The 14446-nt window shown below is 66.4% G+C and carries 13 protein-coding genes; 10 read left to right on the plus strand and 3 right to left on the minus strand.

What is annotated here, in order from left to right; all coding sequences use genetic code 11:
- The first annotated feature begins 85 nt into the window (after window positions 1–85).
- From E3T38_RS04435 to E3T38_RS04445, 3 genes are read left to right on the plus strand one after another with little or no spacing between them, the layout of a single operon-like run.
- Window positions 86–1453, plus strand: a complete 1368-nt coding sequence (locus tag E3T38_RS04435) for an SLC13 family permease (RefSeq protein WP_134546551.1) — start codon at window positions 86–88, stop codon at window positions 1451–1453.
- Between the two features lie 38 nt (window positions 1454–1491).
- On the plus strand, window positions 1492–2700 hold the full coding sequence (locus tag E3T38_RS04440; RefSeq protein WP_134546553.1) for a CaiB/BaiF CoA-transferase family protein: 1209 nt from the start codon (window positions 1492–1494) through the stop codon (window positions 2698–2700).
- 2 nt (window positions 2701–2702) lie between these two features.
- Window positions 2703–4229: an acetyl-CoA carboxylase carboxyltransferase subunit alpha/beta gene (locus E3T38_RS04445; RefSeq protein WP_241984294.1), complete on the plus strand. Its 1527-nt coding sequence runs from the start codon at window positions 2703–2705 to the stop codon at window positions 4227–4229.
- A 56-nt stretch (window positions 4230–4285) separates the two neighbouring features.
- Here the strand turns inward: E3T38_RS04445 and purD are convergent, their stop codons facing one another.
- A complete protein-coding gene (gene purD, locus E3T38_RS04450; protein WP_134546555.1) occupies window positions 4286–5551 on the minus strand; it encodes a phosphoribosylamine--glycine ligase in 1266 nt (421 codons plus the stop codon).
- Window positions 5552–5603: 52 nt separating this feature from the next.
- On the opposite strand from purD, the gene E3T38_RS04455 reads away from it, so the two are divergent.
- The 3 genes from E3T38_RS04455 to E3T38_RS04465 all read left to right on the plus strand — a co-directional run bounded on the left by E3T38_RS04455 (window position 5604) and on the right by E3T38_RS04465 (window position 8613).
- Window positions 5604–5981 carry a sterol carrier family protein gene (locus tag E3T38_RS04455; protein WP_104126413.1) on the plus strand — a complete coding sequence of 126 codons (378 nt, stop codon included), beginning with the start codon at window positions 5604–5606 and terminating at the stop codon, window positions 5979–5981.
- A 404-nt stretch (window positions 5982–6385) separates the two neighbouring features.
- The gene (locus E3T38_RS04460) at window positions 6386–8227 is read left to right on the plus strand and encodes an HNH endonuclease signature motif containing protein (protein ID WP_134546557.1); all 1842 of its coding nucleotides are present in this window, start codon (window positions 6386–6388) and stop codon (window positions 8225–8227) included.
- Between the two features lie 113 nt (window positions 8228–8340).
- On the plus strand, window positions 8341–8613 hold the full coding sequence (locus E3T38_RS04465; protein ID WP_134546559.1) for a hypothetical protein: 273 nt from the start codon (window positions 8341–8343) through the stop codon (window positions 8611–8613).
- Between the two features lie 36 nt (window positions 8614–8649).
- Here the strand turns inward: E3T38_RS04465 and E3T38_RS04470 are convergent, their stop codons facing one another.
- Entirely contained in the window at window positions 8650–9567 is a 918-nt protein-coding gene (locus E3T38_RS04470) for a ribokinase (protein WP_134546561.1), read from the minus strand.
- A 38-nt stretch (window positions 9568–9605) separates the two neighbouring features.
- On the opposite strand from E3T38_RS04470, the gene E3T38_RS04475 reads away from it, so the two are divergent.
- From E3T38_RS04475 to purM, 3 genes are read left to right on the plus strand one after another with little or no spacing between them, the layout of a single operon-like run.
- Window positions 9606–10043 (plus strand): hypothetical protein, encoded by a 438-nt coding sequence (locus tag E3T38_RS04475; RefSeq protein WP_134546563.1) that lies wholly within the window; start codon window positions 9606–9608, stop codon window positions 10041–10043.
- A gap of 12 nt (window positions 10044–10055) precedes the next feature.
- Window positions 10056–11645, plus strand: coding sequence for an amidophosphoribosyltransferase (gene purF, locus E3T38_RS04480; protein ID WP_241984295.1), 1590 nt, complete (start codon window positions 10056–10058; stop codon window positions 11643–11645).
- Window positions 11642–12763: a phosphoribosylformylglycinamidine cyclo-ligase gene (purM, locus tag E3T38_RS04485; protein WP_134546565.1), complete on the plus strand. Its 1122-nt coding sequence runs from the start codon at window positions 11642–11644 to the stop codon at window positions 12761–12763. Before purF ends, purM begins: the two co-directional genes overlap by 4 nt.
- Window positions 12764–12888: 125 nt before the next feature.
- On the opposite strand, the gene E3T38_RS04490 is transcribed toward purM, so the two are convergent.
- Window positions 12889–13182: a DUF3073 domain-containing protein gene (locus tag E3T38_RS04490; protein ID WP_134546567.1), complete on the minus strand. Its 294-nt coding sequence runs from the start codon at window positions 13180–13182 to the stop codon at window positions 12889–12891.
- 152 nt (window positions 13183–13334) lie between these two features.
- On the opposite strand from E3T38_RS04490, the gene E3T38_RS04495 reads away from it, so the two are divergent.
- On the plus strand, window positions 13335–14420 hold the full coding sequence (locus E3T38_RS04495) for an NAD(P)-binding domain-containing protein (protein ID WP_134546569.1): 1086 nt from the start codon (window positions 13335–13337) through the stop codon (window positions 14418–14420).
- Window positions 14421–14446: the final 26 nt, after the last annotated feature.

Here is a 14446-nt window from a genome sequence, read left to right on the forward strand (position 1 = left end):
GGGCGTTGACAAACTCACCTACTATCTAGGAGGCTAGTCCAGTGAGCCAATAGCCCACATTCGCTTGAATCATGGAGGAACAAGGATGTCCGCTCCCATCATCTCGATCATCATCCTGGCGGTGATGTTTCTGACCGCCACGCTACTTCCCGTCAATATGGGGGCGTTGGCTTTCGTCGGTGCTTTCCTGCTCGGCACAGTCTTCCTCGGCATGGAAACCGCTGACATCCTCGCCAATTTTCCCGGCGGGCTCTTCCTGACACTCGTGGGAGTCACGTACCTCTTCGCGATCGCGCAGGGCAACGGCACGATCGACCTGCTCGTGCGCGGATCGGTTCGACTGGTCGGTGGACGGGTAGCTCTCATCCCCTGGATCATGTTCATCATCACGGCTGTGATCACCGCCGTTGGTGCACTGTCTCCGGCCGCGGTGGCCATCGTGGCGCCGATCGCGCTCGGCTTCGCCCGCAAGTACAAGATCAGCCCCCTGCTCATGGGCATGATGGTGATTCACGGAGCGCAGGGCGGGGGATTCTCGCCCATCGCCGTCTACGGCGTGATCGTCAACAGCCTCATCTCGACCACGGGGCTCGATGCAAGCCCCACAGCGGTGTTCCTGTCGAGCCTCATCTTCAACTTCCTGATCGCCGTCGTACTGTTCATCGTGCTCGGTGGCCGGAAGCTCCTGTCGAGCAGGGTTGGACACTTCGTGGAGCAGGCAGCCGAGGCTCGGATGGCGGTCAGCGTGGGTGCCCGGGCCGGTGGCGACGTGGCATTCAAGGGCTTCGGCTCCGGCATCTACGGTCCCCGCGACCCCGCCGGTGACGGCGCACAGGAGACATCGACCCGTGCGGAACGCATTCCTCAGCTAATCACCGTGGCCGGCCTCATCGCCCTGGCCGTCATCGCACTCGGTTTCAAGGTCGATGTCGGTTTCGTGGCCATCACCATCGCCGTCATCCTCGCCCTGGTCTCGCCCGCGGCGCAGAAGGGTGCCGTCAACAAGATCAGCTGGTCGACCGTGCTGCTCATTTGCGGCATGCTCACCTTCGTGGGCGTGCTCGAAGAGGCCGGCACCATCGCATACGTGTCGGATGCCGTAGCCAACCTGGGTATGCCCCTGCTGGCGGCGCTGCTCATTTGCTATATCGGTGCCATCGTCTCGGCCTTCGCCTCGTCGACCGCCATCCTGGCTGCCCTCATCCCCCTTGCCGTCCCGTTCCTGGCCAGCGGCGAAATCGGGGCGATCGGCGTGATCTGCGCCCTCGCCGTGGCATCGACCATCGTGGACGTATCGCCGTTCTCTACGAACGGCGCTCTCGTGCTGGCCAACGCCCCCGACGACGTCGACAAGGACCGTTTCTATAAGCAGATCCTGGGTTATAGCGGCATCGTCGTGGTGGCCGGCCCCGCCATCGCCTGGGCGGTACTGGTCCTCCCGGGCTGGCTGTAGACGCACACCGTATACCGCAGATCGAGAGAGGACTGAATATGAGCACGGACACTCAAACCCGAGCGCGAGGTCCACTCGAGGGCTACCTGGTCGTCGACCTGAGTCGTGCCCTCGCCGGGCCGCACGCGAGCATGATGCTCGCCGACCTCGGGGCACGCGTCATCAAGGTGGAAAATCCCGGAATGGGAGACGATACCCGGGGCTGGGGTCCGCCGTTCGTCGGTCCCGACGACAACCTGCAATCCACGTATTTCCTCTCCTGCAACCGCAACAAGGAATCAATCGCCCTCGACCTGAAGAGCGACGACGGCCGCGCTGTGCTGCGCGACCTGCTGCTGCGCGCCGACGTGGTGGTCGAGAACTTCCGCCCCGGCGTTCTGGACCGCCTCGGATTCTCGCCCGAGGCGATGCACGAGCTCAACCCGTCGCTCGTGATCCTCTCGATCACCGGCTTCGGCCATGACGGCCCCGAGTCAAGCCGCAGCGGCTACGACCAGATTCTGCAGGGCGAAGCCGGCCTCATGTCACTCACCGGATCCGGCCCAGACGACCCGCAGCGGGTGGGGGTACCGATCGCCGACCTGCTCTCGGGAATGTACGGCGCCTTCGGGCTCCTCGCAGCCTTACTGCAGCGCGAGCGCACGGGAGAGGGGCAGATCGTTCGCACCTCGCTTTTGGCCGCACTCGTGGGAGTGCACGCCTTTCAGGGCACCCGCGCCACCGTGGCGGGCGAGGTGCCTGAGGCTCAGGGCAACCACCATCCGTCAATCGCACCCTACGGCCTGTTCGCGTGCCGCGACGGCAGCGTGCAGATCAGCATCGGCAGTGAGAAGCTCTGGGCCACCTTCGCGGCCGAGTTCGGCTTCGATCCTGCCCGGGCCGAGTGGGCCACCAACGCCCATCGGGTGCGCAACCGGGAGAGCCTCAAGGCGGCGATAACGGATGCCTTCGCCCATTTCGACGCCGTGCCGCTGCTTCACAAGCTTGGCCAGGCCGGGATTCCCGCCGGAAAAGTGCGCTCATTGGATGAGGTCTATCAGTGGGACCAGGCGCTGTCGCAGGGACTGCTGATCGACGTCGAGCATGACGTGCTCGGCAAGATCAGCCTCCCGGGCCCGCCGCTGCGGTTCTTCAGCCCCGCCGACACCGCCGAGACGACCAACACCACGCACTCTGCTCCGCCGGTGCTCAACCAGCACGGCAGCGAAATACGTGACTGGCTCAATCGCGCAGTGGAAGGGATCTAACCGTGCCGAATGACAACGCGTTGACCGAACCGAAAACCCGTCACCTCAGCGCCGCCGAACTCATCGGGGTGGTACTCGACGACGGATCGTTTTCGAGCTGGGACCAGCCCGTGGTCGATCCCGACCCGGACGAGGCGTACCGGCTTGCTCTGGTGAAGGCTCGGCAGAAGAGCGGCACCGACGAATCCGTGCTGACGGGCGAGGGCCTGATCCGCGGGCATCGGGTAGTGATCGTGGTGAGCGAGTTCGCGTTCCTGGCCGGCTCCATCGGGCTCTCGGCCGCGGACCGTATCGTCGACGCGATCGAACGCGCCACTCGCGAGGGGTTGCCGGTACTGGCCGGGCCGGCCTCCGGAGGTACCCGCATGCAGGAGGGCACGCTCGCCTTTCTCTCCATGGTGAAGATCACCGCCGCCGTGCGGGCCCACCGGCAGGCGGGGCATCCGTATCTCGTCTACCTGCGGCACCCCACCACGGGCGGGGTCATGGCATCGTGGGGATCGCTCGGGCACGTCACGGTGGCGGAGCCGGGTGCGCTGCTCGGGTTTCTGGGCCCGCGGGTCTATGAAGCGCTCTACGGAAAAAAGTTTCCGGAGAACGTGCAGGTCTCCGAAAACCTGTTCAACCACGGCCTGATCGATGCCGTCGTGCCGCCTGAGCAGCTGCCGGAAATCGTCGACCGGGCGCTCACCATCCTCACCGGCAAGGCGACCACCCCGGTGGCGGCCCCAGAAAGCCTGCAGGTGCGGCCCGCTCCTGTTGGCGCGTGGGCATCCATTGAAATCTCGCGAAACCCGCGCCGACCCGACCTGCGCCAGCTGCTCGCCTATGGCGCCCACGACGTGCTGCCGCTCAACGGCACGGGCGAGGGCGAGAACGACCCGGGGCTCATGCTCGCTATGGCCCGCTTCGGGCAGCAGAGCTGCATCGTTCTGGGTCACGTTCGCCCGCGGCCGTCACGCGACACCACGATGGGCCCGGGGTCGCTACGCGAGGCCCGCCGGGGTATGCGCCTCGCCGAGGAACTCGGGCTGCCGCTGCTCACCGTGATCGATACGGCCGGGGCCGCCCTATCGCAGGAGTCCGAAGAGGGTGGGATGGCCGGTGAAATCGCCCGTTCCCTGCATGAGCTCATCGGCCTGCGGTCGGCCAGTGTGTCGGTCTTACTCGGCCAGGGAGCCGGCGGGGGGGCGCTCGCGCTGTTACCGGCCGACCGCACCATTGCCGCGCAGCATTCCTGGCTGTCCCCGCTGCCGCCCGAGGGCGCGAGCGCCATCGTGCACCGAACGACGGAATTCGCCCCGGCCATGTCGGAAGCACAGGGCGTAGACGTTGCGTCGCTCTTTGCCAACGGGATCGTCGACCACATCGTCGACGAGCGCCCGAATGCAGCCGAGGAAGGACGGGCATTCTGCCAGCGGATGGCGGCGGCCATCGAGTACGAGCTGTCCACGCTCTCAAGCGTTCCGGTAGACGAGCTGCTGCCGCGCCGGGTGTCGAAGTTTCGGGCCATGGGCCGACGCACCTGAGCCCGCTGACAGGCGATGGCCCCGCCGTCGCCTGTCGAGCGGCGTCGGGGCGTCACTCAGGCGACGCGGGCGGCGATGTCTGTTCGATAGTGTGAGCCTTCGAGCGACACCTGCCCGAGCGCCTCGTAGGCACGCGCGCGGGCCTCGAGGAATGAGGCGCCCACGGCAACAACGCTGAGCACTCGGCCGCCGGTGGACACGATCGTGTCACCCCGAGCCGCCGTCGCGGCGTGTGCGATCGTGACGCCGGGCACCCGCAGCGCGGCGTTCAATCCGGTGATCACGCGCCCGACCTTCGGGGTTTCTGGGTAATTTTCGCTTGCGACGACCACGGTCACGGCCACGTCGGCGGAAAACTCGGGCCGGGGCATCCCGCCGAGCACGCCGGTCGCCGCGGCGAACAGCAGCCCGGACAGCGGAGTGACCAAACGAGGCAGCACGACCTGCGTCTCTGGATCTCCGAAGCGCGCGTTGAATTCAATGACACGGATGCCCGCATCCGTCAAAATAAGTCCGCAGTAGAGCAACCCGACGAACGGGGTGCCCTCGGCGGCGAGCTGGCGTATCGTCGGCAACGCAACCGTCTCGATGATCTCGTCGACGAACTCGTTCTCGCTGCCGAACCGGGCGTCGAGCCAGGGCAGCGGCGAGTACGCGCCCATGCCGCCGGTGTTCGGGCCGGCGTCGTGGTCGAGGGCGCGTTTGTAGTCCTGGGCGGGCGAGAGCGGTAACACGCTGTGGCCGTCGCTGAGTAGAAACAGCGAGATCTCCTGGCCGTCGAGGAACTCTTCGATGAGCACGCTGCCGTGTTCGAGCCAGAAGGTGGCGTGGGCGAGGGCTGCGGCGCGATCCGATGTGACCAGCACGCCCTTGCCGGCGGCGAGGCCGTCGGCCTTGACCACGTAGGGCGCTCCAAACTCGTCGAGCGCAGCGTTGGTTTCGGCCAGGGTGCCGGCACGCACGGCGCGGCCGGTGGGAACCCCGGCCTCATCCATGATGCGTTTAGCGAAGGTCTTGCTGCCCTCGAGGGCAGCGGCGGCCCGGTCGGGCCCGAATACGGCGATACCGCGAGTGCGCAGGGCGTCAGCGACTCCGGCCACGAGCGGGGCCTCCGGGCCGATGACGACGAGTTCGATGCTGTTCAACACGGCATAGTCGGTGACGGCGACCGGGTCGTTGGGGTCAAGCGTTACAACCGCAACTTCGGCGGCGATACCGGCGTTGCCGGGAGCGCATACGACACTCGGTCGCGGCTGCTCACGAAGCAGCGCGGTGATGATGGCGTGCTCGCGGGCACCGGAACCAAGGACCAGAATTTTCACCATTTCAGGCTACCCGATGCCCCGGGCCCGGCGGATCGGGCAGACTGGAAGCATGGCACGAGCGCGCATCGACGACGGAGCCGGCCGGGCGGCCGTGCGAGCGGCCCTTGCGGCGGTCGCTGCGGGTACCAGCGCGAGCCGGGACATCCGGGCGCAAGCCGTGCGCTACACCCTGCAGCTGCTGGCCGAACAGGCTGAGGGCAACACCCTCGAGGTGCGCGTGCCGCCGTTCGGCGCCGTGCAGTGTGTCGCCGGCCCGCGCCACACCCGCGGCACACCGCCCAACGTCATCGAAACGGATGCCGTTACCTGGCTCGCGCTCGCCACCGGCGCCCTGCCCTGGGCGGACGGCCTGGCGAGCGGCGCCATCCACGCCTCCGGGTCCCGGGCCACCCTGATCGGGCATGTGCCGGTGCTGCCCCTCCCCTGAGCGTTGAGTTTCGATGCCGGCGAGGCACGGGCGGAAGGTGGTGCACAGTCGTCGGGGTGCAGGGTCGTCAGGGTGCAGGGTCGTCAGGGTGCAGGGAGACCACGAGCCAACTCAGTGACGATGACCGTTGCGGTCATTCATCGGTGGCGGAGAATTGGCTGCGTCGAGCCGTGGGGCTGGCGAAATTGTTCGGGGGCTTAATTCTGACGAAGAATCGTTTATGACTTCGATAGAAGCCAGACCGCCGCGGCGGTGAATCACGAGGGCTGGCCAAGGGAATACCATGCAGAATTAGCAGCTACCATCGCGAATTTGCATCGATCGCCCCAATTTGGAACCTGGAATACTTCTGAGGTTTTCTCGCTTTTGTGTTCGATTCGCGGTAGAATGGTGCGAAGGAGGCAATGGCGCCCATGTTCATGGAAAACCCGAGTGAGTCCAGTTCACACCCCGTTATTGTGGCGGTGGAGCAGGCTCGGGAGATTCTATTGGCGGCGTTGCGTGGTGTGTCGTTCGGGCTGCTCGGTGATGAAGAATCGCTGACCGTGCTGCTCGCGCTGGAAAGTGTGGGCCGGGTGCTCGACGGTGCCCGGGTGCTTTCCACCACGGATGTGCTGCGCCGGTCCGTGTATTTCGATGCTGCCGCGGCCCAGAGCGCCGCGGCTCAGGCATCTACCGCTCAGGCATCTACCGCTCAGGCATCTACTGCCCAGGCATCTACCGCTCAGGCTGCTGCTACGGGTGCTGATGCGGACTCTGCGATAACGGGGAGCGCCGTGCCGGGGAACACGGCGGCTGCGGGTGCGCCGGCGGCTCTGGGTGCGCCGACGCTGGCCCGTCGCCTCGGCTGTCGCAGCGGCGTAGACCTGATCTGCACCCTCGCCCGGCTGTCCCGAGCCGAGGTTCGCCAGCGGTCCGCGCTCGGCGAGAAAGCCGGCCAGCGGATGCTCCTCGGCCGCCCCCTCACCCCCACCTACCCCGTTCTCGGTGAAGCACTGCAGTGTGGGAAACTCGGGCTCGAGCAGGCGCGCGTGATCGTGTCGGTGCTCGACGGCCTGCGATCCTCCGTCCTGGTGGAGGATCTCGACCGGGTGGAACGTTCCTTGGTCGCCAGCGGCTCCGGCGCGATCGCCCCCGAAACCGAGGGGCTTCCCGGTGCCGGTATCGCGTTCGCGCCGGAGTTGCTGCGGCAGCAGGGCATCCAATGGAAGGCCCGCCTCGCCCCCGACGGCACCGCGCCCGGCGAAACCCCGCCCGAGCGGCGCAGCTGGCTGACCTTCGGTAACCTCAGCAACGGCGGCTACAGCCTAAACGGCTGGTTCACCACCCTCGATCGGGCTATTGTCAGCAACGTCTTCGACGCTTTCCTCTCCGCCGCGGCGGCCAACCCGGTTCCCGGAGCCGAAAGCACTGCGACCCCGGTTCCCGGCACGACCCGAGTCTTCGACAGCACTCCGCGTGCCCGGGTCGCGTTTCGTGAAACCGAAAGCAACGACAAGCCAGCTTTGGAAACGAGCGTCGAGGTCGTCGTGGCCGGCGAAGCCGTCGAGGTCGGCGACAGGCTGGGCAGCGACCCACCCGACGCGCTCAGTTTCGACCCGCCGAGTCCAGACGTGCACGGTCCGTGCCCGCAGCAACCCGACGACACCCGCTCGCGCAGCGAAAAACAGGCTGGCATCCTCCGCGCAGTGTTCGAAGCCGCCGCACGGCACCCGGGTGCCCCGACCATGGGCGGCGCGGCGCCCACCGTGCTCGTGCACATCAACATCAACGACCTCCTCGCTGGCCGCGGCGCCGGCTGGATCGACGGTATCGACGGACCGCTCACCACCACCCAGGTCGACGAATTGATCTGCGCCGGCGGGTATCAACCGGTGCTGTTCGGCCACAACGGCAAGATCCTGCACCTCGGCACCAGTAACCGATTCTTCACCGCCCAGCAACGCCGAGCGTTGGCTGCCCGGGACGGCGGCTGCGTCATCCCCGGCTGCACCGTGCCACCCCAGCTCACCCAGGTACACCACCTGAAACCATGGCGTGAGGGTGGCCGCACCGATATCGACAACGCGGTGCTGCTGTGTAACGCCGGCCATGCCAGCATCGAGACCTCCGGCTGGGATATCGACATGCGAGACGGCCGACCCTGGATCCGCGGCCCGCTCGTCTTCGACCCCACCCAAACCTGGCGCCCGGCCGGCCAAAACCGCGCGGCCACTTCCGTCGAAAAACCCACCTGGAACAAGTAACACCCGCACCTCGCTACTGCAGGCGAATCAAGCTCGCGCCGCCGTCACGGACGACGTTCCGAGGCTCTGACCTGGACACACGCTTGGCAGGGGTGGAGGTCCCGTTTGCTGATGTGGATGACACGTTCGGGATGGGCGGCCTTCGGCATGACGTCGATGCAGAATCCCTCGCACCGGATTCTGCTGCCGTGACCCCGCATGCCACACCCGCCGACGACGTCGGTGTCGTAGGCAAGGTGACCGGCGTCGAGGAGCTGGTGCCGATCAGTATCCGGGCGATTGCCCTGATCCTGCTCGGTACCGTAGCCGCCACGGCAAGCGCCGGGTCAGCTTTCGGGTGGTGGGCACCCACTCCTGAACCGGGAGAGCGCGAAAGAGCCCGGTAGAGCTACCCAATCGGGTTTTTGTTGTGCGCTCGAGCGCTAGCGGAGGATTGCGTCAACCTCGGCATGGACGGGCATCGAGGTGGTGGCCCCGGCGCGGGTCACCGCGATCGAGGATGCGACCGTCGCGTAGCGCACGCCTTCGATCATCTGATCGGGCGTGATGGCGGTGCCGCGCACGTAACCGACCGCCAGGCGTGCCACGAGCGCTCCGACGAAGGTATCGCCCGCCGCAGTCGTATCGACCGCTGTCACCGGGCGAGCCGGCGCGAGCCCGAGCGCCTCACCGTCATAGGCCACGACCGATCCTTCCGAACCCAAAGTCACGATCGCCCAGGTGCCGCGGGCGCTGAGCACCTCCGCCGCACGAACCGGGTCGCTCTCCCCGGTGAGTTCGGCGGCTTCACCCTGGTTGGGCACGACGAGGTCGACCGAAGCGAGAAAGCCGGGCGGCAGCGGCACCACCGGCGCCGGGGTCAGCACCGTGAACAGACCGGCCGCGCGAGCGAGCGCGAGTCCCTCGACCAATACCCGGGTCGGCAGCTCGCACTGCATGACCAGAAACGACGAATCGGCAACGACCGCGCGCTGCTCCACACTCAGAGTGGTGACGGTGGCGTTGGCTCCCGACACCACGACGATGGAATTCTCGCCGCTGTCCACCACGGAGATGTGGGCGGTGCCGGTGGGGGCATCCGCTGTGGCGAGTTCGGTAGAACGGATGCCCTCGCTCACCAGCAGCGCGCGCAGCTCGGTTCCGTAGGCATCCGCTCCCACCGCTCCCAGAAAGGTCACGTCCGCGCCGAGTCGAGCGGCAGCAACCGCCTGATTCAGTCCCTTGCCGCCCGGGACCGTGCTGAAACCGGCCCCGAAGATCGTCTCACCGGGCAGGGGGAGGCGCGCCTGGCGTACGACGAGGTCCATATTGGCGCTTCCGAGTACCGCAATCGTGTTCATAGAGACAGTCTTCCATCTGTCCATGGGACAATAAGCGGGTGAGTTCCACCGAGCAGCCCCAGGACCCGTTGAACGATACCGTCCCCGACAGTGCGACCGACAGTGCGACCGACAGTGCGACCGCACTGGGGGACACGACCGTGACCGTGCATCGGGCGCCGCGGTACCGCAACTTCATGCTGCTCGGCGCCATTGTCGGCGTGCTGCTCGCCCTGATCCTCACCATCTCCTTTCCCGAAAACAACGAGTACGACCGGGTGCAAATTTTCGGTTTCCTGCTGCTCGGCGGTCTCGCCGTCGGCACGACGCTCGGCGCGGTTGTTGCCCTCATCATCGACCGGATCATCGGTCGATCGCACGTGTCCGTCGTCGCCGATAGACTGGGGGCGAACGAAGCACGTACCAACGAACTGCGTACCGCTGAGCCTGGCTCCGGCACTCCCAACGATGATTTTCAAGCGTTCAACGAGAAGTAAAGAGGCTGCGGCTTGCCCGGTGGCGACGGACTGTTAAATCACGATCTTCTTCCAGGCGAAAAGGGCCCGCAAGACGCGTGCGGCGTCTTCGGTGTCTGGGCTCCCGGTGAAGAGGTAGCCAAACTCAGCTACTTCGGGCTGTATGCGCTGCAACACCGCGGTCAGGAATCGGCCGGAATCGCTACGAGTGACGGCAGCAAGATCCTCATCTACAAAGACATGGGACTCGTCTCGCAGGTCTTCAATGAGGCCTCGCTGAGTACCCTGCTCGGGCACATCGCCGTCGGCCACACCCGGTATTCCACGACGGGTTCATCGAGTTGGCAGAACGCCCAGCCGACCCTCGGCCGTACCTCGAGCGGAACGGTAGCCCTCGGCCATAACGGCAACCTCACCAACACTGCCGAGCTGCTGCAACTCGTGCGCGAACGGTATCCGCAGGTTGATGGCGAACTTGCCCGCGGTAACACCACCGACACTGCAGTGATCACCGCCCTGCTCACCGGCGATCTCGATCACACCCTCGAAGCCACTGCGCTCGAAGTGTTGCCGCGCCTCCGCGGCGCCTACTGCCTCGTTTTCATGGACGAAACGACGCTCTATGCGGCCCGCGACCCGCAGGGCGTGCGGCCACTGGTGCTCGGACGCCTCGAACGCGGCTGGGTCGTCGCCTCTGAGACCGCTGCCCTCGACATCGTCGGTGCCAGCTTCGTGCGCGAGGTCGAGCCGGGTGAGCTCATCACTATCGACGAGAACGGGCTGCGCACACAACGATTCGCGAAGGCCGAGCCCAAGGGCTGCGTCTTCGAATACGTCTACCTCGCCCGCCCCGACACCACCATTGCGGGTCGCGGCGTGCACGAGGCCCGGGTGGAGATGGGGCGCCGGCTCGCCGCCGAGCACCCGGTCGAGGCTGACCTCGTCATTCCCACTCCGGAATCCGGTACTCCGGCGGCTATCGGCTATGCGCAGGCGTCGGGCATTCCGTTCGGCCAGGGCCTGGTCAAGAACTCATATGTCGGTCGCACCTTCATCGCGCCGTCGCAAACCATCCGACAGCGCGGTATCCGCTTGAAGTTGAACCCGCTCAAAAACGTCATCAAGGGCAAACGACTCATCGTGGTCGATGACTCGATCGTGCGCGGCAACACGCAACGCGCCCTCGTGAGCATGCTGCGCGAGGCCGGCGCCGCCGAGGTGCACGTGCGCATCTCGAGCCCGCCGATCACCTGGCCGTGCTTCTACGGAATCGACTTCGCCAGCCGCGCCGAACTCGTCGCGACCGGCCTCGAAATTGACGAAGTGCGCCAGTCAATCGGCGCCGACAGCCTCGGCTACCTCTCCGAAGACGGCATGATCGAAGCCACCGAACAGCCGCGCGAACGCCTCTGCACCGCGTGTTTCACGGGCATCTACCCGATCGCATTGCCAGAAGCGCAGCACCTTGGCAAGAACCTGCTCGAGCGCCCGGCGGCATCAAACGGATGCGACCCCGGCCCGGATTCCGAACTGGAAGCCGTGCTGGCTCCCGCCGTTCGTAAAGAAGAAGCCCTTGCGCGATTGGGCCAAGTACCGTTCGGTGACCCGGGAAGACCAGAATGAGCAACTCCAGCACTTCGACCAACGCGAGTTATGCAGCAGCCGGAGTCGACACCCGGGCCGGTGACCTTGCCGTTGAGCTTATGAAGTCGGCCGTCTCCAAGACCCACGGCCCCGAGGTCTGGGGCGGTGTCGGCGGCTTCGCTGGATTGTTCGACGTGTCGTTCCTCACCAAATTTCGGCAGCCCCTGCTGGCCACGTCGACGGATGGTGTCGGCACCAAGGTCGCCATCGCCCAGGCGATCGACAAGCACGACACCATCGGCCAGGACCTGGTCGGCATGGTCGTCGATGACATCATCGTGGTCGGTGCGCGCCCGCTGTTCATGACCGACTACATCGCCTGCGGCAAGGTCGTGCCCGAGCGCATCGCTTCGATCGTGGCCGGCATCGCCCGCGCCTGCTCCGAGACCGGAACCGCTCTCGTCGGTGGTGAAACCGCCGAACATCCCGGACTGCTCGGTCCAGACGACTACGACGTGGCCGGCGCGGCCACCGGCGTGGTCGAGGCCGACCAGGTGCTCGGCGCCGAGAAGGTGCTCTCCGGTGACGTGGTCATCGCGCTGGCCTCCAGTGGCCTGCATTCCAACGGCTACTCGCTCGTGCGCCACATCCTGGCGCACCGCGGCATCGGCTACACCGACATGTCGGCTGAACTGGGCGGCATGGTCGGCGAAGTCCTGCTGGAGCCGACCCGCCTGTACACCGGCCCCCTGCTCGACGTGCTCGATGAGCCCGCGCTGGCCGGCGCCATCCACTCGCTCAGCCACGTGACCGGCGGCGGCATCGCCGCAAACCTCGCCCGCGTATTACCCGTCGGGTCGTGGGTCGAGGTGGACCGGTCCACTTGGTCACCGGCACCCGTATTCCGGGTGCTCGGCGACATGGCCGGGTCCACGCTGGAAAGCGCGGAGGGAACCTGGAACCTCGGAGTGGGCATGTTCGCCGTCGTGGATGCGGCCTCTGCCTCATCGGTCATCGCCCGCCTGGCCACGAGCGGAATTCCCGCCTGGGTCACCGGCCGCGTCTCGCGCGCTGCGCACGACCTAACGGGGTTCGAGCAGGGTGCCAAGGGCGTCAACGGCGGCGCAGTGCGCCTCGTCGGCACTTACGCGAAGTAGCGCAGCGTAACCGTCGAGGGCAGGGCGCGACCGCTGTCGGCAGCACGGGCGACGTCGAATGAGACGCCGACCGTAATTATGGAGCGCGCCAGGGGCGAGCGGATGTCGCCGCCCGCCGGTGCAGGCTAAGCGCGCTTCTTCTCGTCTTCGGGCGCGTAGTGGTCCACGTAACGGTCATCATCGTCGGGATCGTCGTCGTCGTCCGCGGGATCCGACGAATCCGTGGCGCCGTCACCGGCCGCACTCTTAGCCTTGCCCGCTTCATACTCGGGCCACTTGGCGAGGTCTTCGTCGAGGCGAGGATCGGATGGATGCCCGGTCAGCTCGCGTTCGAGCGCGTTGTAGTTGGTATCCGGGCTGAAGTACTTCAGCTCCCGAGCTACCTTGGTGTGCTTTGCTTTTTGACGGCCGCGCCCCATGCGTGACCCCCTTACGATGCCTGGCCGAGCAGGTCGCGAGACCCTCGGGATTTGCCGAACGGAATGTGTAAAAACTAGAGTTTAGTTTAGCATGACGGGCCTTGTGCCCCGCGGACGCCGTTCGCACGGCTAATCCGTAGGAATGGGGTGACATGACGGGCAACGTCAGCGTGCCCATCGTCATCATCGGCGCCGGCCAGGCCGGGCTGTCCGTCGGCTTCTACTTGCGTCGGTTTGAGCTGGTGGCCGGCCGCGATTTCATTATCTTCGACCGGGGCCCGAGCACCGGCGGCGCCTGGCAACACCGCTGGCAGGCCCTGCAGCTCGGGTCAGCGCACCGTGTCAACGATCTTCCCGGCATGAAAGAACTCGGCCTGAGCTTTGACACGGCCGACCACACCGTGCCGGCCCGCGACGTTGTCAGCGACTACTACCGCGACTACGAGCAGCACTTCGAGCTGAACGTGGTGCGGCCGGTGAGCGTGACCAGCGTGGTCCCGCTGCAGTCCAACCTGGTCGTGGCCACGAGTTCCCCGGTGTTCGGTGACCAGAAAACCGACGCACGCATGATCGTCAACGCGACCGGCACCTGGGGCGCGCCGTTCGTGCCGCACTACCCCGGAGCGAGCACCTTTGAGGGTACGCAGGTGCACACGGCGACCTACGTCTCGAGTGACGCGTTCGAGGGTCAGCGGGTGATCGTCGTCGGCGGTGGCACCTCGGCGATCGGGTTCCTGCTCGAGCTCGAAGGGGTGGCGACCGAGTTGACCTGGGTAGCACGTCGCCCGATCGATTTCAGTCACACCGACGAGCTGGCGGAGGTGACCGCTGTGGCGGCCGTGATGTCGCAGGATCGCGCGGCCCGGGCTGGCAAAGCCCTCCCGAGTATTGTCAGCGGTGCCGGGGTGCCGGTCACGCGCCGCATCGCGGCCGGCATCGACCGGGGACTGCTCGTGGCTCGTCCGATGTTTTCGAGCATTGAGCCGACGGGCGTGCGGTGGAGCGATGGAACCTTCACCGAGGCCGACGCGATCGTCTGGGCATCCGGTTTTCGCCCGGAGCTGCGACACCTGGCCCCGCTGAAGCTGCGCGAGAAGGCCGGCGGTGTCTCGGTTACTTCCGGTGCGTCCTGGACTGACCCGCGCATCTTCTTCGCTGGTTACGGCCCGCAGGCGAGCACCGTCGGCGCCAACCGGGCCGGTCGCATCATCGCCCGGCAAATCATGGCCAGGCTGTAGCCCGATGCCCGATGCCCGCCGCGCTG

Origin of the sequence: Cryobacterium sp. Hb1, assembly GCF_004403585.1 — a bacterium.
Classification (GTDB): Bacteria; Actinomycetota; Actinomycetes; order Actinomycetales; family Microbacteriaceae; genus Cryobacterium; species Cryobacterium lyxosi.

Bases quoted from the DNA above. Each gene is read 5' to 3' on its own strand.
- E3T38_RS04435 (WP_134546551.1), top strand. From the start codon at position 86: ATGTCCGCTCCCATCATCTCGATCATCATCCTGGCGGTGATGTTTCTG.
- E3T38_RS04440 (WP_134546553.1), top strand. From the start codon at position 1,492: ATGAGCACGGACACTCAAACCCGAGCGCGAGGTCCACTCGAGGGCTAC.
- E3T38_RS04455 (WP_104126413.1), top strand. From the start codon at position 5,604: ATGGCACGAGCGCGCATCGACGACGGAGCCGGCCGGGCGGCCGTGCGA.
- E3T38_RS04460 (WP_134546557.1), top strand. From the start codon at position 6,386: ATGGCGCCCATGTTCATGGAAAACCCGAGTGAGTCCAGTTCACACCCC.
- E3T38_RS04470 (WP_134546561.1), bottom strand. From the start codon at position 9,567: ATGAACACGATTGCGGTACTCGGAAGCGCCAATATGGACCTCGTCGTA.
- purM (WP_134546565.1), top strand. From the start codon at position 11,642: ATGAGCAACTCCAGCACTTCGACCAACGCGAGTTATGCAGCAGCCGGA.
- E3T38_RS04490 (WP_134546567.1), bottom strand. From the start codon at position 13,182: ATGGGGCGCGGCCGTCAAAAAGCAAAGCACACCAAGGTAGCTCGGGAG.
- E3T38_RS04495 (WP_134546569.1), top strand. From the start codon at position 13,335: ATGACGGGCAACGTCAGCGTGCCCATCGTCATCATCGGCGCCGGCCAG.